Consider the following 19,859-nt stretch of genomic DNA (forward strand, 5'->3'; position numbering starts at 1 on the left):
TGCCCGGGTTCGCCGGGCGCGGACGCTCCCCGGCGCGCGTATTTGCGCACCGTGCGGGACGTTAGAGGACGGGATAAAGCAGAGGTAAACCGTCCGACTGATGTTGTAAAAATGTGATCAATCGGTTTGTTGGAAGATATCTCACAACTAGGACATAAAGGACGAGCATTAATTAACGGGATCATGTTGGGCGATCGCGTGATGCCGGGGCGCACGCCTGCGGCGGGCCCGCAACCGGGCTTACGGGCGGTACGGGGGCGGGTTCCGCGGGCCGTACAGTCCGGAGGGTGACCGCTATCGCTGAACTCACCGCCGTGCTCGGTTCGCCGAAGGTGCTGACCGACCCCGACGTCACCGACTCCTACGCCCGCGACCGGACGTTCCTGGAGCCGGGCGGCCCGCTGGCCGTCGTGCTCGCCGAGCGCACCGCCGACGTCGTCGCCGTCATGGAGTGGGCCACCCGCCACCGGGTCCCGGTGGTGCCCCGCGGGGCCGGGACGGGACTGGCCGGCGGCGCGACGGCCGTGCAGGGGTGCGTCGTGCTGGCGCTGCAGAAGATGACCGCGATCACCGAGCTCTCCCCCGCCGACGAGATCGCCGTGGTGGAGCCCGGCGTCATCACCGCCGACCTGGACCGCGCGGCCCGCGGGCACGGCCTGATGTACGCCCCCGACCCCTCCTCCTACGAGATCTCCACCATCGGCGGCAACCTGGCCACCAACGCCGGCGGCCTGCGCTGCGTGAAGTACGGCGTGACCCGCGACTCGGCCCTGGGCCTGGAGGTCGTGCTGGCCGACGGGCGGATCCTCACCACCGGCAGGCGGACGGTCAAGGGGGTGACGGGCTACGACCTGACCGGCCTGTTCGTCGGGTCCGAGGGCACCCTCGGCGTGATCACCTCCGCCACCGTACGGCTGCGCCGCGCCCCCCTGGCCCCGCCGGCCACGATCGCCGCGGAGTTCGGCTCCCTGCGCGACGCGGCGGCGGCCGTGGCGGCGATCATCGCGGCCGGCTGCCAGCCGTCGCTGCTGGAGATGCTCGACCGGGCCACCCTCCAGGCCATCGACGACTGGCGGAACATCGGCCTGGAGCCCGCCGTCCAGGCGATGCTGATCGCGCAGTCCGACGCGGTGGACGGGCCCGCGGTGGCCGGGCGGATGCGCGAGCTGTGCGAGGAGAACGGGGCCTCGTTCGTCGCGGTGGCGGCCGATCCCCGGGAGTCCGAGGAGCTGATCGCCCTGCGGCGGATGGCCTACCAGGCCAAGGAGCGGCTCGGCGCCTGCCTGGTCGAGGACGTGTGCGTGCCGCGCTCGGCGCTGCCGGACATGATCTCCGCCATCGAGGCGATCGCGGCCCGGCACGGCGTGCCGATCTGCACGGTGGCGCACGCCGGGGACGGCAACCTGCACCCGGTGTTCGTCTTCGACCGCGGACTGCCCGAGCCGCCGCCCGAGGTCTGGGCCGCCGCCGACGAGGTCTTCCGGGAGGCCCTGAGCCGCGGCGGCACCCTCACCGGCGAGCACGGGGTGGGACTGCTCAAGCGGCGCTGGCTGGCGCTGGAGGCGGGGCCGGTCACCGAGGAGGTCCACCTCGGCATCAAGCGGGTCTTCGACCCGCTCGGCATCCTCAACCCGGGCAAGGCCATCTGAGACCGGGATTCCGATAGATCATCCGTCCCGCCTCCCGCACTGGTAGCGTTCTGCACCACTTAACCGAATTATTGGGTTTTGCCGGGGGGTCATCGTGGTGCAGCCGCTCACGGCGGAGGATCCTCGACGGCTGGGACCGTTCGAGCTCACCGGGCGGCTCGGGGAGGGCGGTCAGGGCGTCGTCTACCTGGGGCGGGGGCCCCAAGGGGAGCAGGTGGCCGTCAAGCTCCTCCACCAGGGGCTGACGACGGACCCCGACGCCCGGACGCGATTCCTGCGGGAGGTCGCGGTCGCCCGGCGGGTGGCGCGGTTCTGCACCGCGCCGGTCCTGCACGCCGACCTGGCGGGCAGCCGGCCGTACATCGTCAGCGAGTACGTGCCCGGCCCGTCGCTGCGGCGGCTCGTCGACACCGAGGGCCCGCGCCGCGGCGCCTCGCTGGAGCGCCTGGCCGTCAGCACGGCCACCGCCCTGTCGGCCATCCACCGCGCGGGCATCCTGCACCGCGACTTCAAGCCCGCCAACGTGCTGATGGGTCCCGAGGGCCCGGTCGTCATCGACTTCGGCATCGCCAGGGCCCTGGACTCCCCCGGCACCACCGCCACCGGGACGTCCGTGGGAACGCCGTCCTACCTGGCCCCCGAGCAGCTCAGCGGCGGCGAGGCCACGCCCGCCGTCGACGTGTTCGCCTGGGGGGTGACCATGGTCTTCGCCGCCACCGGGACGCCCGCGTTCGGCCAGGACTCCATCCCCGTGGTGATGAACCGGATCCTGACCGTCGAGCCGGACCTGAGCCGGCTGGACCCCGGACCGCTGCGCGACCTGATCGCCGCCGCCCTGGCCAAGGACCCGGCGCTGCGGCCCACCGCCGAGCAGCTCGTCGGCCACCTCATGTCGGGCACCGCCCCGCCCGGAAGGCACGACCTCCGGGCCCCGCACCCCGGGTCCGCCGCGCCCACCGGGCAGACCGGGGCCCTCGGATCGGGCGGGCCTCCAGCGGTTCCCGGATCCGCCGCGCCCTCCGGAGGGCCCGCTGGATCCGCCGGAGGGCCCGCCGCGCCCACCGGGCCTTCCGGAGCGGTCGCGCCGCGGACCGCGCCTCCCGGAGGGGCCGGCCCCCGGGCCGTCGCCGCGGAGCGGCCGTCCCGGCCGCGGCGCCCGACGGGCCTGCTGCTGGCCGGGGTGGCGGCCGTGGCCGTCCTCGGCGTGGCCACCGGGACCGTGGTCGTCCTGCGCAACGGCGAGGAGGCCGCCGCCTCCCGGGCCACCGGTCCGGCGGCCTCCTCCGCGGCGGCGCGGCAGGAGGCCGCCGGGGAACCGGCCGGCGATCCGGCCGGGGAACCCGTCGGCGACCCGGCCGGAACCTCTACCGGAGCCCCGATCGGAGAGCCGGTCCCCGAGCTCGTCCCCGGCGAGCCGTCCGCGGCCGCGGAGTCCTCCGAACCGGCTCCGGAGAGGAGCTCCGCACCGGAGTCCGCGGGCGACCCGGAGGAGTCCGCGGCGCCGGCGGACGACTCCCGGACCCGTCCGGACGACGGCGGGCGATCGGCGAAACCGACGCCGCGCCCGACGCGGAAGGCCACCTCCCGCCCGGACGACGGGATGCTGCAGCCGGGCGACGAGGCCGCGCAGCCGACGGAGGTCGGCGGCTCCTCCGCGCCCTCCCCCTCCCCGGCCAGGAGCGGCGCCAAGTCCGCCGCGAAACCGACGACCAGGCCCACGGCCACCGCGAAGGCCACGCCCAGGCCCACCGCCACCGCGAAGGCCACGCCCAAACCCACCGCCAAGCCGGCGTTGAAGCCGAACCCCTACACCGCCGCCCAGGTGTGCGGGACGGGCTTCAAGCAGATCGACTCCCACGCGCTCGGCGGCAGCGCGACGATCCACCTGCTCTACAACGCCACCAGCAAGCAGAACTGCGTCGTCACCCTGTCCCGGTACGTCCACCCCGGCAAGGTCAGGATGAACGCGATCCTCCAGGTGAAGGGCGGCTCGTCGGGAAGCAACCCCGGCGGCTTCACCGCCTACGCGGGCCCGGTACGGCTCGCCGCCGCCAAGAAGTGCGTCATCTGGGGCGGTTCGCACGGCTCGCTGTCCTGGAAGAGCGGATGGAGCCACTGCGGCTGACCGGCCGGTCCCGCGCGCCTGCGGCCCGGTGCGGAGCGCCCCGACCGGCGGGGCGGAAGGCCCGGTGCCGGTCACGGCGCCACGACCGGGATCGTGCTCACGGTGTCTCATGAGGCAGGCGTGTGCGCTCGCCCGCTCAGCGACGACGGGGCCGCCGCGACGGGCATGACGCTGCCGATCCCCGGGAACGAGACCACCGACTGCGGGCCGGCGGTCCTGGACGGCGAGGACCGGCGGTGCGTGCAATTGCTGATCGAGCTGAGGCGGCTGGTCACCGGCCTGGCTCCCGGCACCGTCGTGCATCTGATCACGGCCGACCCGGCCGCGCCGATCGACCTGCCCGCCTGGTGCCATCTGACCGGCCACGCCTACCTCGGCCCCACCGGCGCCTACGCTCCCCACGCGGCCTACGCCCTGGCGGTGGCCGCCGACGCCCGCTCCACCGCGGCCGACCGGCCGTGGCATTCCGGCGAGCGCTGAGGAGGCCGCGGCCGCAGAGCCGGGGCCGGATCAGTCCCAGCGCAGCCGCTCTTCCAGCAGGGCCTGCTGGGCGGGGTTGGCGGTCAGCTCCAGCGCCCGCGCGTCGGCCTGACGCGCCTCGGCGTGGCGGCCCAGGTCCCGCAGCAGTTCGGCACGGGTGGCGTGGAGGAGCGGGTAGCGCTCCAGCGCCCCACCCAGCTGCTCCAGCTCGGCCAGTGCCGCCTCGGGTCCGGCGGTGTAGCGCAGTGCGACGGCTCGGTGCAGCCGGGTCACCGGGGACGGTGCCAGAGCCAGCAGCAGGTCGTACAGCACCGTGATCTGCCGCCAGTCGGTGGCGGCGAAGGACGCCGCCTCGGCGTGGCAGGCGACGATCGCGGCCTGCAGCTGGTACGGCCCCGGCCGCCGGTGCGTGCGGGCGGTGCGGATGAGCAGCGCGACCGCGTCCTCTATCGCCTTGCGGTCCCACAGGGTGCGGTCCTGGTCGGCCAGCAGCACCAGGCGGCCGGCCGCGTCGAAGCGGGCGGCGGCGCGCGCCCGGTGCAGCCGGATCAGCGCCAGCAGCCCGGAGGCCTCGGGCTCTTTGGGCAGCAGGTTCACCAGCAGCGCGGCCAGCCACTCGGCGTCGGCGACCAGGGCGCGCGCCTGGGCGCGCTCGGTGGTGCTGGACAGATATCCCTCGTTGAACAGCAGGTAGACGACCGCCAGCACCTGCTCCAGCCGCGTCGGCAGCTCGTGCGCGGCCGGGATCCTGTAGGGGATCCCGGCCTCGGTGATCTTCTTCTTGGCGCGGGTGATCCGCTGGGCCACCGTGGCCTCGGGCACCAGGAACGCCGCGGCGATCTGCGCGGTGCTCAACCCGCACACCACGCGCAACGTCAGCGCGATCTGCGCGCTCCGGGACAGCGCCGGGTGGCAGCAGGTGAACACCAGCCGCAGCCGGTCATCCGGCTGCGCGGGGACCGGCCAGGTCAACTGAACCAGTTTGGCCCGGTAGGTCGACTCGCGGCGCAGCACGTCCAGGCCGCGCCGCCGAGCCACGACCAGCAACCAGGCGTCCGGCCGCTCGGGCACGCCCTCGACCGGCCAGCGCTCGAGCGCGGTCTCGATGGCGTCCTGCACCAGGTCCTCGGCAGCGGAGAAGTCGCCCAGCAGCGACGTCAGGGACGCGGCCAGCCGGCCCGCGTGCTCGCGCACCACGCGGGCCAGCGCCTCGTGCGCTTCCTGCTCACCCACGCCCCGGCCTCCCGCTCGCCGCACCGGCTGCGATTCCGGTCATGAGGCGGGGCGGATCTCCACCACCGGACACGCCGGCCAGGATCTCGCCAGGGCCAGCGCCTCGTCCAGGTCGGCCACCTCGATCTCGGCGAACCCGCTGACCACCTCCTTGCCCTCCACGAACGGCCCGTCGGTGACGATCGGCTCCGCGCCGCCGTCCAGCCGGACCGTGGTGGCGGTGTGCACCGGGTGCAGACGGGTATGGTGGGTGATCTTGTCGGCGTGCTCGGCGAACCAGCGGCCCACCGCCTCGTACGCCGCCTCCCGCCCGGCCTCGTCCGTCGCCTCCAGATCTCCGGCGAACTGCTCGGTCTCGACGAACATCAGCACGTACTTCATGCGCGTTATCCTCACGGGTCGAAGGGCCGGGGTCAGGTGGCGGGCAGGGCGGCGTACAGGTCGATACCGGTGCCGTCCGGGTCCGCCACGGTGGCGTACCGCATCCCCCGGAACGCGTCGAACGGCTCGGCGGTGTTCGGATCGAGCGTGAACTCCGGCCCGAGCCGGGCGTAGAAGGCGATGGCCGCCTGCCTGCCGGACACCACGATGTCGACGGTGTTCATCGTCGGGTTCATGACCTGCTCCGTTTCGAGGAATCGTTGATCTGTTCCGGCTCGGTGACGGCCGCCGCTCCGGCGGGGTGATCGGATGGTGGTCCCCTCGTCCGTCCCCCTGCCGGGCGGTCTGCTCACCTGTCTCATCAGTAAGACGATTCGCGGCCAGGCCGGTACGACACTTCCGGTGAAGATCGGGGATCGCCGCGTCGCGGCGGGCGATTTCTCCGGGGCCGTGTCGATCCGCGGGCTGCTCGTTCGACCTGGAGGTGGGAGGGTCGAGAGGCGGCCCCACCGGATGAGGAGAACACGATGCCGAAGTACCTGCTGATCATGCGGGGCACCGACGAGTCGAACGCGGCCATGATGGCCGACATCGACGCGATGATGACCGCGACCCACCAGTTCGTCGAGGAGACGGCCAAGGCCGGCGTCCTCCTCGCGGCGGAGGGGCTGGACGACCCGGGCCAGGGCGTCGTGGTCGACTTCAGCGGCGAGGTCCCGGTGGTCACGGACGGGCCGTACGGCGAGACCAAGGAACTGTTCGGGGGCTTCTTCCTGCTCGACGTCGCCTCGAAGCAGGAGGCGGTCGAGTGGACCAAGCGGGTCCCGGCGGCCCCCGGGTCCAAGATCGAGGTCCGGCGGGTGCCCGGGAGCGACGAGGTCCCGCAGGCCGACGGGTGATCGTGCGGGGCCGGGCGCCGGGGCAGCGGCCGGATCCGATGGGTGCGGCCGCGGCCGTCCGGGGGATCGGGTCACCGCCGGGCGGGTGATCGTGGTATGAGAGGCGAGGAGGGTGGAACGCCGGATCGCCGCGCCCGCCGCGGGCGCGGTGATCCGGCCGGAGGCGCCGATCGGGCCGCCGGGCCGAGACGGGAGCCGTGCCGGCCGCGATCGGGGGAGCCGGAGCCGAGGACTCCGGACCGAGAGCCGGGGCCTTCACGCTGGAAGCGATTGTGAACGCGCCGGGCGGGACGGGAGACGCGTCCGCGGCGCGCCGACGAGGGAAGTGGGCGGAATGAACACCGACGGAGGTTGGCCGGTGGAGCGGCTGGTGCGCAAGGAGGTGTCCGGCGGGGTCGCCACCATCACGCTCGACTCGCCGCGCAACCGCAACGCGCTGTCCGTGCGGCTGCTCGGCGACCTGGAGGACCGGCTCAACTGGGCGCTGGCCGACGAGAGCGTGCGGGTGATCGTCCTGACCGGGACCGGGCCGGTGTTCTGCGCCGGAGCGGACCTGAAGGAGCAGCGGTCCGAGCCGGGCGGCGCGCACGAGGCGCCGGTGACGGCGTCGTTCCCGGAGATCATGAGCATGATCTGGGAGAGTCCCAAGCCGGTCGTCTGCCGGTTGAACGGCACCGCGCGCGCCGGAGGGCTCGGTCTGGTCGCGGCGTGCGACTTCGCGATCGCCCCGGACTCGGCCTCGTTCGCGTTCACCGAGGTCCGGCTGGGCGTGGTCCCCGCCATGATCGCGGTGACCGTGCTGCGGCGGCTCGACCCGCGGGCCGCGGCCGAGTACCTCCTCACCGGCGAGGTCTTCGACGCCGCCCGCGCCCAGGAGATCGGCCTGCTCACCCGGGCCGTCCCGGAGGAGGAGCTGGACGCCACCGTCGCCCGCTACACCGACATGCTGCTGCGCGGCGGCCCCGAGGCGCTGGCGATCACCAAGCAGCTGGTGCGGACCGTGCCGGCCCTGCCGGTGGAGGAGGGCATGCGCCGGATGGCCGAGCTGTCGGCCCAGCGCTTCACCTCCGCCGAGGGGCAGGAGGGCATCGCCGCCTTCATGGAGAAGCGCCTGCCGTCCTGGGTCCCGCGCCCGGAGCCGTCGGCGGAGGCCGAAAAGCCCGTCCGGGGCGTCTGACCTCCCCGCGTTCCCGAAAGTTCATCGATTCACCCCGTTCTCCCCCTGTGATCCATTTAGGATTGCGCGCAATTGCGTTGCGATGCCGTGCGGGGAAGGACCCATCATGCGTTTGCGGTTTCTCGGCTCCACCTCCGAGGCGGGCGCCTGCCCCTCCCTCTACGAGACCGACCGCGGCACCGTCGTCGTCCAGGGCCTCCTGGTGACCGACCCCGAGGCCCTGTCCGGACTCCGGCACGTCCTGGAGGGGGAGACCGCCGTCGAGGTCCCCCGCGAGCTCCTCGTGGACATCGCCCGGCGGGTGCTCCCCTGAACCGGCCCCGGGCCGCCCCGGACCGCGGCCGGGCCGCCCGCGGACCGCCCGCGGGTCGCCGCGATCCCGCGGGGGCCGGCCGCGGAGCACGCCCGCCGCACATGTCGATCACGATTGCGACAGCCCTATGGCATGATCCTCACCTGGCGTCTACCCTCGTGCAGGCCGCCCACCAGGAGGACGACGGATGAGCGAGTTCCAGCAGGCCCGCACCGAGATGGGCGTGCGGCTCAGGCAGTTGCGGGAGGACTCCCGCCTGTCGGGCAAGGAACTCGCCGAGCGGCTGGGCTGGCAGGCCTCCAAGGTCTCCCGCATCGAGAACGCCCGCCAGACCGCCACCGTCGACGACATCCGCGCGTGGGGACGGGCCGTGGAGGCCGCTCCCGAGATCGTCGAGGAGCTCACCGAGGAGCTCACCGGGTTGCTGGAGCGCCAGGACTCCTGGCGGCAGCGGCACCGCAGCGGCCTGGCCGCGCTCCAGGAGGACATCCGCGACCTGGAGGCGCGGACCACACTGCTGCGGGCGTTCGAGCCGGGCCTGGTCATCGGCCTGCTGCAGACGACCGAGTACGCCCGGAGCGTCTTCAACCGGCTCAAACGCCTCTACAAGGCCCCCGACGAGGTCGACGCGGCCATCCGGGTCCGCATGCAGCGCCAGGAGATCCTCTACGACCAGCGCAAGCGGTTCCGCTTCGTCCTGCCCGAGGCGGCACTGCGCTACCGGCTGGCGCCGCTGGACGTGATGTGCGGCCAGCTCGACCGGCTGCTCGCCGTGACCGCGCTGCCGAACGTGGAGTTCGGCGTCGTCCCCTTCGAGGCGCCCCTGCCCTCCGCGCTGCTCAACGGTTTCTGGATCTACGACCGGGAGCAGGTCGCGGTGCCCACCCGTACCCGGAACCTGGTCCTGCGCGACTCGGAGGACGTCACCTTCTACGAACAGGCCTTCGAGGAGTTCTGCGAGGTGGCGGCCTTCCGCGAGGACGCGCGGGCGGTGATCGTCCGGGTTCTGGAGGATCTCACCAGGCAATCGACGGAATGATCTCCGCAATTGCTTGATTAAGTTCCGAAGATCGTGCAATCCTCGGGGGGACGGAGGTGAGGCACGATGCTCGACACGCTGTCCTGTCTGGAGAGGTTCGCCACGGCGACCCGTTCGCACGCCGACCTGTCCCTGTCAGGGGTCTCGTTCGGGGATCCGGCCTACGTCCGCGTCCGCAACCGGTTCAGCGAGACCCTGGCGGAGACCGTCACCTGCTCGCCGGACGGCGGGTTCATCACCTCGTGGGGATACCGGCTCGGCAGCACCGACGACGTCGAGGCCGCCGCGGCCCGCCTGGCCTACCTCCTGGCGGCCATGCCCGCCTGAGCGCGGCGCTCCGCCCCGATCCCGCTCGGATCCCGCTCGGATCCCGTCCGGAGGGGTTCCCGCCGCGTTCTCCCGCGCGCCTGCGGAGGATCCGGACCCGCCCGCGGGCGGCGGGGAAGGGCCCCGCCTCAGGAGACGGGGAAGACCGAGGGGTCCAGGCCGACCTCGCGGGCGGCGGCGACGCGGGCGTGGTGCAGCAGCCGGCTCCTCGACATGTTCCCCGCGTCCAGGGTGTAGCGGATGGCCAGGCCGTCGAGCATGCCGTCCAGGCGCTCGGCCGCGCCCTGCGGGTCGTCGCACGCGAACTCCCCCAGCGTCACGCCCTGGGTGATGACCTCGCGGAGGATCTCGATCCAGGCGCCCTCGAACTCCAGCAGGATGGTCCGGACGTGCTCCTCGCGCACTCCGACCGCCCAGGCGTCCAGCCAGAGGATCCAGCCCTGGTCGTCCCTGGAGGCGGGGATGCACAGGCGCAGGACGCTGTCCAGCCGCTGCACCGCCGTCCCCGGGCCGTCGACGATCTCCCTGAGCCGCTGGATCTCCGACTCGGTCGTGCTGCGGAGCATCTCGGTGATGAGATCGTCCTTGGTGGCGAAGTGGTAGTGGATCAGTCCGCCGCTCACGTTCGTCGCCCGGGCGATGTCGGCGACGCGGGTGCCGGCCAGTCCTCGCTCCAGCACGACCCTCCGGGCGGCGTCGAGCAGTTCCGCCCGCCGCTGGTCCGCCTGGTCCGCGCGGCTGCCGCGCGCCCCTTCTCCGCTCTGCACGGCGCAAGACTACAACAGCGCGCCTCCCCCGCCCCGCCCCGCGACGACCGCCGGGGCCGCCGGTACGGCCGGGGCCGGCGGTCCGCCGGGGACGGGGAGGCACGCCTGTTCAGCGGCGGGGCGCGCCGGTTCAACCGCAGCGGTAGAGGGACCGGTCGGCGGCGCTCTCCTGGGTGCCGCCGTACTCGGCGGCGCTCTCCTGGGTGCCGCCGTACTCGGCGGCGGCGACGACGGTGCAGTTGGCCTGCACCCAGGCGCTCACCTCCGAGGAGCCCCCGCCGTCGGGGCCGCCCCGCCCTCCGCCCCGCCCTCCGCCGGGCACCACGTACCGCAGCCGCCCGGAGGCGACGAGCTCCTGGAGGCGGTCCGCGGTCATGGCGGGGTCGCTTCCGGTGAATCCGCCCATCGCGATGACGGGCAGGCCCGTCGAGAGGATGGCCGACGAGGCGCTCTGCGCGCTGCCCACCGCCACCAGCCAGGTCGCCCCGCCCCGGTTCTCCTTCAGGTAGGCGATCATCTCCGCGCTCAGGGACCCGCCGGGACCGCCTCGCATCCCGCCGTCTCCGGGCGGGCCCTCCGGCGGGACCGGCCGCGTCCCGTCGCCGGGGAAGCCCTCCCGCGCGCCGCCCGGCATCCCCCCGAAACCGCGCATGCCTCCGAGACCACCGCTTCCGGCGGGGCCCGCGGTCGGGTTCGTCCCGTTGACGGGAGCACCGAGCGGGGTCAGCGCGTAGGCGGCGGGACCGGCCAGGGCGCCGAGAACCCCCGTCAGCAGCGCGACCGCGGCGATCCGCTGCCGGACCCGCCGCCCGAGGCGGGCCGCGGCCAGCCCGAGCACCGCCGCCGCGCTCGCCCCCGCCACGGCCCAGGCCAGCCAGGGCACGAAGTCCGCGGTGCGGCGCAGCACGGTGAACGACCACGCCCCGGTGACCGCGATCCCGAGCGGGAGCGCCCACGCCCAGGCCGGGGACTCGCGGTAGGCCCGCCACATCAGCACCCCGCCGATCCCGGTGAGCGCGGCGACGGCCGGGGCCATCGCGGTGGTGTAGTACGGGTGGAAGGTGCCGCTGGAGAAGCTGAAGACCGCGTAGTGCACGACCAGCCAGCCGCCCCACAGCAGCAGGGCCGCGCGGGCGCCGGTCAGGGACCGGCGGGTGGCCAGGACCAGGCCGCAGACCAGCGCCAGGGCCGCGAAGGGCAGCAGCCAGGAGATCTGACCGGCCATGACGTCGTTGAACAGGCGTCCCGCGCCCGCCTCCCCGCCGAACCCGCCGCCGCCTCCGCCGCCTCCCCCGCCGCTCCCGCCGAAGATCCGGCCGAGCCCGTTGTACCCGATGACCAGGTCCCGGACGGAGTTGTCGGTGCTGCCGCCGACGTAGGGACGGCTCCCGGCCGGCCACAGGTCGACCGCGAGCATCCACCACCCGCTGGAGACGGCCAGGGCCGCGCCCGCGGCCAGCAGGCGGCCGAACCGCCGCGGTACCGTGCCCGGCGCCAGCGCCAGATAGGTCAGGGCGAAGGCCGGGACCACCAGGTAGGCCTGGAGCATCTTGGTGTTGAAGGCGAAGCCGACGAGGACGGCCGAGACGACCAGCGTGCGCGTCCGGCCGTCGCGCACCGCCTCCAGGCAGAACCAGGCGGCCAGCACCAGGAGCAGCACCAGGACCGTGTCGGGGTTGTTGTCCCGGTTGATCGCGACCGTGATCGGGGTCAGCGTCATCACCAGGGCCGCGGCCAGCCCGGCGGCCCACGGCAGGCGGCCCGGCAGTTCCGCCAGGGAGCGCCGCACCGCCGCGTGCACGGCCCAGACGGAGGCGACGCCCGCGGCCGCCTGGGGCAGGAGCATGCTCCACGTGCCGTAGCCGAAGATCCTCGCCGACAGGCCCATCACCCACAGGGCGACCGGCGGCTTGTCCACGGTGATGAACGACCCGGCGTCCAGCGCGCCGAAGAAGAACGCCTTCCAGCTCTGCGTGCCCGACAGGATCGCGGCGGCGTAGTAGTCGTTGGCGTCGCCGTTCCGGCCGAGCGCCCAGGTGTACAGGAAGGCCGCCAGCGCCAGCACCGCCCACAGGCCGGGACGCGCCCACCGGGGCGCGCCGGCGGCCGCTCCGGGACCGGTGGAGGCGACGGGCGCGGGACCGGTGGAGGCGACGGGCGCGGGGCCGTTCATCGGGAGGTCTCCTTCGTGCGGCGGGGGTGGAAGACCCAGGCGCGCAGCAGCAGGAAGCGCACCAGGGTGGCGAGGGCGTTGGCGGCGATGACCGCGGCGGCCTCGGCGGCGGTGGACGCGTCCGGCACGATCAGGTCCAGCAGGGCGAGGCCGCCGGTGCTCAGCGCGAGGCCGACGGCCAGGGCCAGGCCGCCTTCGAGCTGGTGACGCAGCGCCCCGGCGCGTCCGGTGACGCCGAAGGTGAAGCGGCGGTTGGCCGCGGTGTTCGCGACGGCGGTGACGACCAGGGCGAGGCCGTTGGCGAGCACCGCGGGCATCAGCAGCCGCATCGCGACGAAGAGCAGGAGGTGCGCCAGGGTGCTGACCAGGCCGATGGCGACGAAGCTGGGCAGCTGGCGGGCCATGCCGCTGGGCAGCCGGGCGTTCCCGACCCGCGGCGGGACCGGGATGCGGGCCGGGCCCGACAGGGTCCTGCGGGCCACGCGCGCCATGCCCTTCAGGTCGTCCATGACGGTCCTGACGATGTCCACCCGGCTGTCGGGGTCGTCCACCCAGTCCACCGGCACCTCGTGGATGCGCAGCCCGTGCCGCTCGGCGAGCAGCAGCAGTTCGGTGTCGAAGAACCACTCCTCGTCCTCGACCGCCGGCAGCAGCGCCTGGGCGATCTCGGTGCGGACCGCCTTGAACCCGCACTGGGCGTCGGAGAAGCCCGCGCCCATCGCCCCGCGGAGCATCAGGTTGTAGGTCCGCGAGATGAACTCCCGCTTGGGCCCGCGCACCACGTTCGCGCCCCGGGACAGGCGGGTGCCGATGGCCAGGTCGCTGTGGCCCGACAGCAGCGGGGCCACCAGCGGCAGGAACGCGTCCAGGTCGGTGGACAGGTCCACGTCCATGTAGGCGACCACGTCCGCGGCGCTCTCCGACCAGACCCTGCGCAGCGCCCGGCCCCGGCCCTTGGCGTCCAGGTGGACGGCGTGCACGTGCGGCAGCTCCCGGCTCAGGTCCAGGGCGATCCGCCAGGTCGCGTCGGTGCTGGCGTTGTCGGCGACGGTGATGCGGAAGCCGTACGGGAAGGTGCCGGTCAGGTAGGCGTGCAGGCGGCGGACGCTCTCGGCCAGCACCCGCTGCTCGTTGTGCACGGGCACGACGACCTCGACCAGCCGGATGCGCACCGGCGCCGGAACCGTCAGCTGATCCATGCTTCCCCCCGCGGATGGCGACTCTGCTCTCTCATGGCCCCAGATTCGGCACGCGGTCTGGGGCGATCCTGAGGCGAGCGTTAACGCGAGGTGAGAAAAGCGGACCCGCCGGGGCTCAGGACCCGCCGCCCGCCGCCGGGGTGCCGGGAAGGCGCAGCCGGGCGACGGCCCCGCCGCCGGCGGCGTTCTCCAGGGCGACCTCTCCCCCGGCCTCCCGTACGGCCTGCGCCACGATCGCCAGGCCCAGGCCCGAGCCCGGCATGCTCCGCGCCGAGGGCGAGCGCCAGAACCGGTCGAAGACGTAGGGCAGTTCCTCCCGGTCGATGCCGGGACCGTGGTCGCGCACGGTCAGCTCGCCGTCGCGGAGCCGTACCACCACCGGCTCCCGCGCCGCGCCGCCCGCCGCGCCGCCGCCGGAGTCGGGGCCGGAGTCGGGGCCGGGACCGGAGTCGGGGCCGGAGTCGGAGTCGGGGTCCGCGGAGAACTTCACCGCGTTGTCGAGCAGGTTGACCACCGCGCGCTCCAGCGCGGCCGGGTCCGCGTGGACGTACCAGGGCCCGAGGTCGGTCTCGATCGGCAGGTCGCGGGCGCGCAGCCGGGCCCGCTGCACGGCCGCCCCGACCACCTCGTGGAAGGCCACCTCGACGCGCGGCGCGTGCTCGCTGTCACCCCGGGAGAGCTGGAGCAGCGCCCCGACCAGCGCGGACATCTCCTCGAACTGGGCCTTGAGGCTGGCCAGCAGCCTGCGCTTGGGGGCGGGCTGCAGCGGGCGGCCGGAGCCCTCGCTGCGCAGCAGCAGGTCGATGTTGGTGCGCAGGCTGGTCAGCGGGGTGCGCAGCTCGTGCCCGGCGTCGGCGACCAGCCGCCGCTGGCGCTCCCGGGACCCGGCCAGCGCGGCGGTCATCGCGTTGAAGGAGGCGCCGAGGCGGGCGAGCTCGTCGGTGCCCTCGACCGGGATGCGGGTGCCGAGGTCCTCGGTCCTGGCGATGTGCTCCACCGCCCCGGTCAGCCGCTCCACCGGCCGCAGCGCCGTACGGGCGATGAGCCGGCCCGCGGTCGCCGCGCCCACCACGCCGAGCGCGGCGACCCCGGCCAGGATCCCGGCGAGCGTGGTCAGCGTGGACTGGAACTCCCCCAGCGGCCGGGACTCCATCATCACCAGGCCGCCGCCGACGCTCTCGGCCAGCACCCGGACCTCGTCGCCGTCCGCGGTCACCCCGTCGCGGATCGCCTCCGTGCCCCGGGGCGCCCCCGCCAGTTCCCGGTCGGCGGGGACGACCTCGACCTCGGTGCCGATCGCGCACGTCCGTCCCGCCGCGTCGACCAGCTGGAGGAGGGCCAGCCGGGGCGGCGGCGGGCGGTCCGGCCCCGCCCCGGAGCAGTACCGCTCGATCCACTCGACGCCCTGCGGCCCCTTCGGGCTCCGCAGGGAGCGGTCCACCTGGTCCAGCAGCTCGGAGCGGACGAGGAACCAGCAGGCGCCCGCGCACACCGCGATCGCCACCGCGACGGCCGTCGCGACCAGCAGGGTCAGCCGCGAGCGCAGGGAGCGGGGGGCCGTCCTCACGGCGTGCTCACGGCGTGCTCACGGCGACGTCCGCAGCACGTAGCCGACGCCGCGGACGGTGTGGATCAGCCGGGGCAGCCCGCCCGTCTCGGTCTTGCGCCGCAGGTACATCACGTAGACGTCGAGGGAGTTGGACGACGGCTCGAAGTCGAAACCCCACACCTCGCTGAGGATCTGCTCGCGGGTGAGCACCTGCCGGGGGTGCACCATGAACAGCTCCAGCAGCAGGTACTCGGTCCGGGTCAGCTCCAGCGGGACGCCCGCCCGGACGACCTCCCGGCCGGCGGTGTCCATCCGCAGGTCGCCGCAGACGAGCACGCCGGGCTCCTCCTCCGCCGCCGGGGCGGCCAGCGCCCCGCGCCGCAGCAGGGCCCGGACCCGGGCCAGCAGCTCGTCCAGCTCGAACGGCTTGACCAGGTAGTCGTCGGCCCCGGCGTCCAACCCGGACACGCGGTCGCCCACGGCGTCGCGCGCGGTCAGCATGAGCACCGGCACGTGGTTCCCGGCCGCGCGGAGCCTGCGGCAGGCGGTCAGCCCGTCCAGGCGGGGCATCATCACGTCCAGCAGCACCACCTCGTACGGCTCCCGCTCCAGGACCTCCAGCGCGGCCTGCCCGTCGCCGGCCAGGCCCACCCGGTAGCCCTCGTACTCCAGGCTGCTCTGCAGCGCCTCCCTGAGCGCGGGCTCGTCGTCCACGACCAGCACCCGCGCCGCCTCACCGTCGCCCATGCCTGCAACGCTAGAGACCCTTCATGAGAGGCTCATGAAGGGACCCCGAGGTTCGCGCACGAAGGCCCGCGGCCGTCACGGCGGCGGCACCGTCGGCCCGCGGCCGTCACGACAGTCGAGGCGAGGGTCGCGCGCACCGCCTCCTCCCGCGCCCCGGCGGGGTCGGCACGGAACAGCCGTGCGGGCATGTGCAGGCCGAACAGGGTCATCGTCCGGGCTCCGGCCGCGCGCAGTTCCGGGCCGAGGATGGAGGGGTCGGTCAGCGAGTGGCAGTACACCTCGGCCGGCGGCCGGCGCGGGCGAGGTAGGCCGCGGCGACCAGGCCGTTGTGGCCGCCTCCGGCGACGGCGACGTCGTAGCGGGAAGCCCGGGGGACCGGACCGGGTGCGCCACCTCGGCAGCTGCCATGCCGGGCACCCTACCTCGAAAAGGACAAACAGGTCCATAGTTCCCGCATGTCCGGTCCGCCCCGACTCCGCACCCGCCTCTCGACCCGACTCCGCACCCGCCTCTCGACCCGACTCCGCACCCGCCTCTCGGCCGGACCCCGCACCCGCCTCTCGGCCGGACCGCGTGCGGTCGCGCACAGGGCCGCGCACTCAGCCCCTGGCCGCGCCGAGGGCGATCGCGAGCAGGACCGCGGCGGGACCGGTGGGCGGGCGCCCCCGGCGCCAGACCGCCCGCAGGCGGCGCTCCAGGTCGATGCCGGCGGTCGCCACCTCGGCCAGTCGCCCGGTGGCCAGCTCCCCCTCGACCGCGTACCCGCTCAGCGCCGCCGGGGCCGAGCCCTGGCGGGCGGCGCCCTTGACCGCGGCGTTCGAGCCGAGCTCCAGCCGGGGGGCCGCGACGGCGTGCCCGGCCAGCGCCCGGTCGAGGGTCTCCCGGGTGCCGGAGCCGCGCTCGCGGACCACCAGGGGGGTCGCGGCCAGCTCCGCGGCGAGCAGCGGCGTACGGCGGCGCGCCCACGGATGGCCCGGCGCGACCACGACCACCAGCCGGTCGGCGGCCACCACCCGGGAGGCCAGCCCCTGCGGCACCGAGGGCCCCTCCACGAACCCGAGCTCGATCCCGCCCGCCTCGCCGCCGACCAGCCTGGCCACCTCCGCCGAGTTCTGCACCTCCAGCCCGACCTGGACCTGCGGCTCCCGGCTCTGCAACTCCCCCAGCCAGCGCGGCAGGAGGTACTCGGCCACGGTCATGCTCGCCGCGATGTGCAGGTGCGCCGCCCGCGCGTGCCGTACGGCCTCCGCCCCGCGCATCAGCTCCTCGGCCGCCGCGAGCACCTGCGCCGCCCAGGCCGCGACCATCGTCCCCTGGGAGGTGAGCGTGGAGCCCCGGGGGGTGCGCTCCAGCAGGGTCAGGCCCAGGCGGCGCTCCAGGAGCGCGATCCGCTTGCTCGCCGAGGGCTGGGCGATGCCCGCCGCCCGCGCCGCCTGCCCCAGGCTGCCCAGCCTCTCGACGTCGACGAGCAACCGCAGGGACTCCAGGTCGGGCAGGGTGCTCATAGCCCCAGGCTATGGCCTGGCGCCGGATGCCCGCGGTTCCCCCCGAGGCCGCGCCCGGATCCCTCCTTTACGATGTAGATTATTTTTCTTCCGGAGAGGTCCCGGCCCGACCTCCGGGCGGACGCCGCCGCGCCATGCCGTAACGTGCTTGTTCGAAGCGGAAAACAACCGTTCGCACTGTTCCGGCCGGGTGATCCCCGGCCCCGGACCCGGGAGGCAGAACCCGCCCATGCGTACCACCCAGCAGCCGCCCGACAACGTCCTCCGCCCCTCCGAGGAGGTGGCCGAGGCGCTGGCGCAGGGCTCCCCCGTCGTGGCGCTCGAGTCCACGATCATCTCGCACGGCCTCCCCCAGCCCCGCAACCTGGAGGTCGCGGCCGAGCTGGAGGAGATCGTCCGCGAGGAGGGGGCCGTCCCCGCGACCATCGCGGTGCTGGACGGGGTCGCGCACATCGGCCTGGACGCCGCCGGGCTCCAGCGGATCGCCTCCGAGTCCGGCCTGCGCAAGCTGGGCCTGCGCGACCTGCCCCTGGCCGCGGCGCTGAAGGCGAGCGGCGCGACCACGGTCTCGGCGACCTCGTTCCTCGCCGCCCGGGCCGGCATCCGGGTCTTCGCCACCGGCGGGCTCGGCGGCGTGCACCGCGAGTGGACCGCCGACCAGGACGAGTCGGCCGACCTCGACGCGCTCAGCCGTACCCGCATCACCGTCGTGTGCGCGGGCGTGAAGTCGATCCTGGACGTCCCGGCCACCCTGCAGCGGCTGGAGACCCGGGGCGTCACCGTCGCGGGGTTCCGCACCGACGAGTTCCCCGGCTTCTACCTGCACACCTCCGGCCGGCCGGTCGAGTGGCGGATCGAGACCCCGCAGGAGGCCGCCGCCGCCATGCGGGCCCAGGACGCCCTCGGCGGCCCGGAGACCGCCCTGATCGTGGCCAACCCGGTCCCCCGCGACCAGCAGCTCGATCCCGGCCTGCACGACCGCGTGCTCGCCGAGGCCCTCGCCGCGGCGGAGCGGGAGGAGGTCACCGGCCAGGCGATCACCCCGTTCCTCCTCGGCTACCTGGTGCGCGGCACCGGCGGCGCCTCCCTGGAGGCGAACCTGGCCGCCGTGCGCGGGAACGTCCGCCTGGCCGCCGGGATCGCCCGGTCCTGGAGCCGGGGGGACTGAGATCCCGTGAAGGACCCCGTGGAAGGCCCCGCGGACAGCCCCGCGGAAGGCCCCGTGGAGGACGCAGGGAGCACCGAGGACACCGGAGGCACCCGGAGCACCGGGACGGCCGCGCCCGGTGAGGCCGCCGGGCGTGCGGCGGGCGCCGGAGGGACCGCCGCCGGAGACGGGACCGCGGGCCGCGGGGGCCTGCTGGTGGTCGGCGACGTGGTCACCGACGTCGTGGCGCTGCACGGCCAGGCCGGGTTCTCGGGTCTGGCCGCCGGAACGGACACCGCCGCCGACATCGAGCTGCGTCCGGGCGGCTCGGGGGCCAACACCGCCGCCTGGGCCGCCCGCCTGGGCGCGGACGTGTGCTTCCTGTCCCGGGTCGGCGCCGACACCGGCGGCTGGCACGAGGCCGAGCTGCGGCGCGCCGGGGTCCGGCCGCACCTGCGCCCGGACCCGGACCGTCCGACCGCCGTGGTGATCGCCGTGGTCGACGGGACCGGGGAGCGCTCCATGCTCACCAACCGGGGCGCGGGCGGCCGTCTCGGCCCCGCCGACTGGGACCCGGCCCTGCTCGACGGGGTGGCCCACGTCCACCTGTCCGGCTACCTCCTCTTCGCCGAGCCCGGCCTGCTCCTGGCCCGCCTGCTCCTGGCCGAGGCCGGCCGGCGCGGCCTGTCCAGCAGTGTGGACCCCGCCTCGACGGGTTTCCTGCGCGACTTCGGGATCGAGCGGTTCGTCCGCGAGACCGAGCCGGCCGGGCTGCTGATCCCCAACCGGGACGAGGCGCTGCTGCTGACCGGCGAGACCGCGCCCGAGCGGGCCGCCGAGCGGCTCAGCCTCCGGTACGGCGCGGCGGCGGTGAAACTCGGCTCCCGGGGAGCCGTGATGGCCAGGCGCGGACGCCTGACCGCCCGGGTTCCCGGTCTCGCCGTCCAGGCCGTGGACTCCACCGGGGCGGGGGACGCGTTCGCCGCCGGGCTGCTCACGGCTCTGCTGGCGGGGGCCGACGACGAGGCCGCACTGGAAGCCGGGAGCCGGGCGGGCGCCGAAGCTGTTACGGTCATCGGTGGTCGTCCGCGTATCCTACGGTCTGATCTGGGTTCCAACCAGCTTTACCCTCTTAAGACCAATTGATAG

At 74.5% G+C, this 19,859-nt stretch carries 19 protein-coding genes; 10 read left to right on the plus strand and 9 right to left on the minus strand.

All coding sequences use genetic code 11. From position 1 onward, the window contains the following. The first annotated feature begins 287 nt into the window (after positions 1 to 287). From HS045_RS23945 to HS045_RS23955, 3 genes are all read left to right on the plus strand, one after another. On the plus strand, positions 288 to 1,649 hold the full coding sequence (locus HS045_RS23945; protein ID WP_196453626.1) for an FAD-binding oxidoreductase: 1,362 nt from the start codon (positions 288 to 290) through the stop codon (positions 1,647 to 1,649). 94 nt (positions 1,650 to 1,743) lie between these two features. After that, complete coding sequence (locus tag HS045_RS23950) at positions 1,744 to 3,774, plus strand: protein kinase (protein WP_307827674.1); 2,031 nt, start codon at positions 1,744 to 1,746, stop codon at positions 3,772 to 3,774. A 102-nt stretch (positions 3,775 to 3,876) separates the two neighbouring features. Beyond that, positions 3,877 to 4,254: a sulfurtransferase TusA family protein gene (locus HS045_RS23955; RefSeq protein ID WP_307827675.1), complete on the plus strand. Its 378-nt coding sequence runs from the start codon at positions 3,877 to 3,879 to the stop codon at positions 4,252 to 4,254. A gap of 30 nt (positions 4,255 to 4,284) precedes the next feature. On the opposite strand, the gene HS045_RS23960 is transcribed toward HS045_RS23955, so the two are convergent. The 3 genes from HS045_RS23960 to HS045_RS23970 are packed head-to-tail and all read right to left on the minus strand — an operon-like array spanning position 4,285 to position 6,104. Then, positions 4,285 to 5,487, minus strand: coding sequence for an RNA polymerase sigma factor (locus HS045_RS23960; protein WP_196453627.1), 1,203 nt, complete (start codon positions 5,485 to 5,487; stop codon positions 4,285 to 4,287). 39 nt (positions 5,488 to 5,526) lie between these two features. Further along, the gene (locus tag HS045_RS23965; RefSeq protein WP_230884561.1) at positions 5,527 to 5,868 is read right to left on the minus strand and encodes a YciI family protein; all 342 of its coding nucleotides are present in this window, start codon (positions 5,866 to 5,868) and stop codon (positions 5,527 to 5,529) included. A gap of 32 nt (positions 5,869 to 5,900) precedes the next feature. After that, positions 5,901 to 6,104, minus strand: coding sequence for a hypothetical protein (locus tag HS045_RS23970; protein WP_196453628.1), 204 nt, complete (start codon positions 6,102 to 6,104; stop codon positions 5,901 to 5,903). 291 nt (positions 6,105 to 6,395) lie between these two features. Between HS045_RS23970 and HS045_RS23975 the strand changes: the two genes are divergently transcribed. From HS045_RS23975 to HS045_RS23995, 5 genes are all read left to right on the plus strand, one after another. Further along, the gene (locus tag HS045_RS23975) at positions 6,396 to 6,767 is read left to right on the plus strand and encodes a YciI family protein (protein ID WP_196453629.1); all 372 of its coding nucleotides are present in this window, start codon (positions 6,396 to 6,398) and stop codon (positions 6,765 to 6,767) included. Positions 6,768 to 7,101: 334 nt separating this feature from the next. Continuing rightward, positions 7,102 to 7,944, plus strand: a complete 843-nt coding sequence (locus HS045_RS23980; RefSeq protein WP_196453630.1) for an enoyl-CoA hydratase-related protein — start codon at positions 7,102 to 7,104, stop codon at positions 7,942 to 7,944. A 106-nt stretch (positions 7,945 to 8,050) separates the two neighbouring features. Continuing rightward, on the plus strand, positions 8,051 to 8,257 hold the full coding sequence (locus HS045_RS23985; protein WP_196453631.1) for a hypothetical protein: 207 nt from the start codon (positions 8,051 to 8,053) through the stop codon (positions 8,255 to 8,257). Between the two features lie 187 nt (positions 8,258 to 8,444). Further along, entirely contained in the window at positions 8,445 to 9,296 is an 852-nt protein-coding gene (locus HS045_RS23990) for a helix-turn-helix transcriptional regulator (protein WP_196453632.1), read from the plus strand. Between the two features lie 66 nt (positions 9,297 to 9,362). After that, entirely contained in the window at positions 9,363 to 9,623 is a 261-nt protein-coding gene (locus HS045_RS23995) for a hypothetical protein (protein ID WP_196453633.1), read from the plus strand. A 128-nt stretch (positions 9,624 to 9,751) separates the two neighbouring features. Here HS045_RS23995 and HS045_RS24000 read toward each other — a convergent pair whose 3' ends face one another. The 6 genes from HS045_RS24000 to HS045_RS24025 form a co-directional block, all read right to left on the minus strand. Then, positions 9,752 to 10,390, minus strand: a complete 639-nt coding sequence (locus HS045_RS24000; RefSeq protein ID WP_196453634.1) for a TetR/AcrR family transcriptional regulator — start codon at positions 10,388 to 10,390, stop codon at positions 9,752 to 9,754. Positions 10,391 to 10,520: 130 nt separating this feature from the next. After that, on the minus strand, positions 10,521 to 12,563 hold the full coding sequence (locus HS045_RS24005) for a glycosyltransferase family 39 protein (RefSeq protein WP_196453635.1): 2,043 nt from the start codon (positions 12,561 to 12,563) through the stop codon (positions 10,521 to 10,523). Then, positions 12,560 to 13,762: a bifunctional glycosyltransferase family 2/GtrA family protein gene (locus tag HS045_RS24010; protein WP_196453636.1), complete on the minus strand. Its 1,203-nt coding sequence runs from the start codon at positions 13,760 to 13,762 to the stop codon at positions 12,560 to 12,562. The genes HS045_RS24005 and HS045_RS24010 overlap by 4 nt, the downstream gene beginning before the upstream one ends. A 115-nt stretch (positions 13,763 to 13,877) precedes the next feature. Further along, positions 13,878 to 15,329 carry a HAMP domain-containing sensor histidine kinase gene (locus HS045_RS35915; protein ID WP_196453637.1) on the minus strand — a complete coding sequence of 484 codons (1,452 nt, stop codon included), beginning with the start codon at positions 15,327 to 15,329 and terminating at the stop codon, positions 13,878 to 13,880. Positions 15,330 to 15,347: 18 nt separating this feature from the next. Beyond that, positions 15,348 to 16,058, minus strand: coding sequence for a response regulator transcription factor (locus HS045_RS24020; RefSeq protein ID WP_196453638.1), 711 nt, complete (start codon positions 16,056 to 16,058; stop codon positions 15,348 to 15,350). 599 nt (positions 16,059 to 16,657) lie between these two features. Continuing rightward, positions 16,658 to 17,563: a LysR family transcriptional regulator gene (locus HS045_RS24025; protein ID WP_196453639.1), complete on the minus strand. Its 906-nt coding sequence runs from the start codon at positions 17,561 to 17,563 to the stop codon at positions 16,658 to 16,660. Positions 17,564 to 17,792: 229 nt separating this feature from the next. Between HS045_RS24025 and HS045_RS24030 the strand changes: the two genes are divergently transcribed. Together HS045_RS24030 and HS045_RS24035 are read left to right on the plus strand one after the other, a co-directional pair. Then, on the plus strand, positions 17,793 to 18,731 hold the full coding sequence (locus tag HS045_RS24030) for a pseudouridine-5'-phosphate glycosidase (protein ID WP_196453640.1): 939 nt from the start codon (positions 17,793 to 17,795) through the stop codon (positions 18,729 to 18,731). Between the two features lie 54 nt (positions 18,732 to 18,785). Beyond that, positions 18,786 to 19,856, plus strand: coding sequence for a PfkB family carbohydrate kinase (locus HS045_RS24035; RefSeq protein WP_307827676.1), 1,071 nt, complete (start codon positions 18,786 to 18,788; stop codon positions 19,854 to 19,856). The last annotated feature ends 3 nt before the right edge of the window (positions 19,857 to 19,859 follow it).

It is taken from the genome of Planomonospora sp. ID82291 (assembly GCF_015711645.1).
Lineage (GTDB): Bacteria > Actinomycetota > Actinomycetes > Streptosporangiales > Streptosporangiaceae > Planomonospora.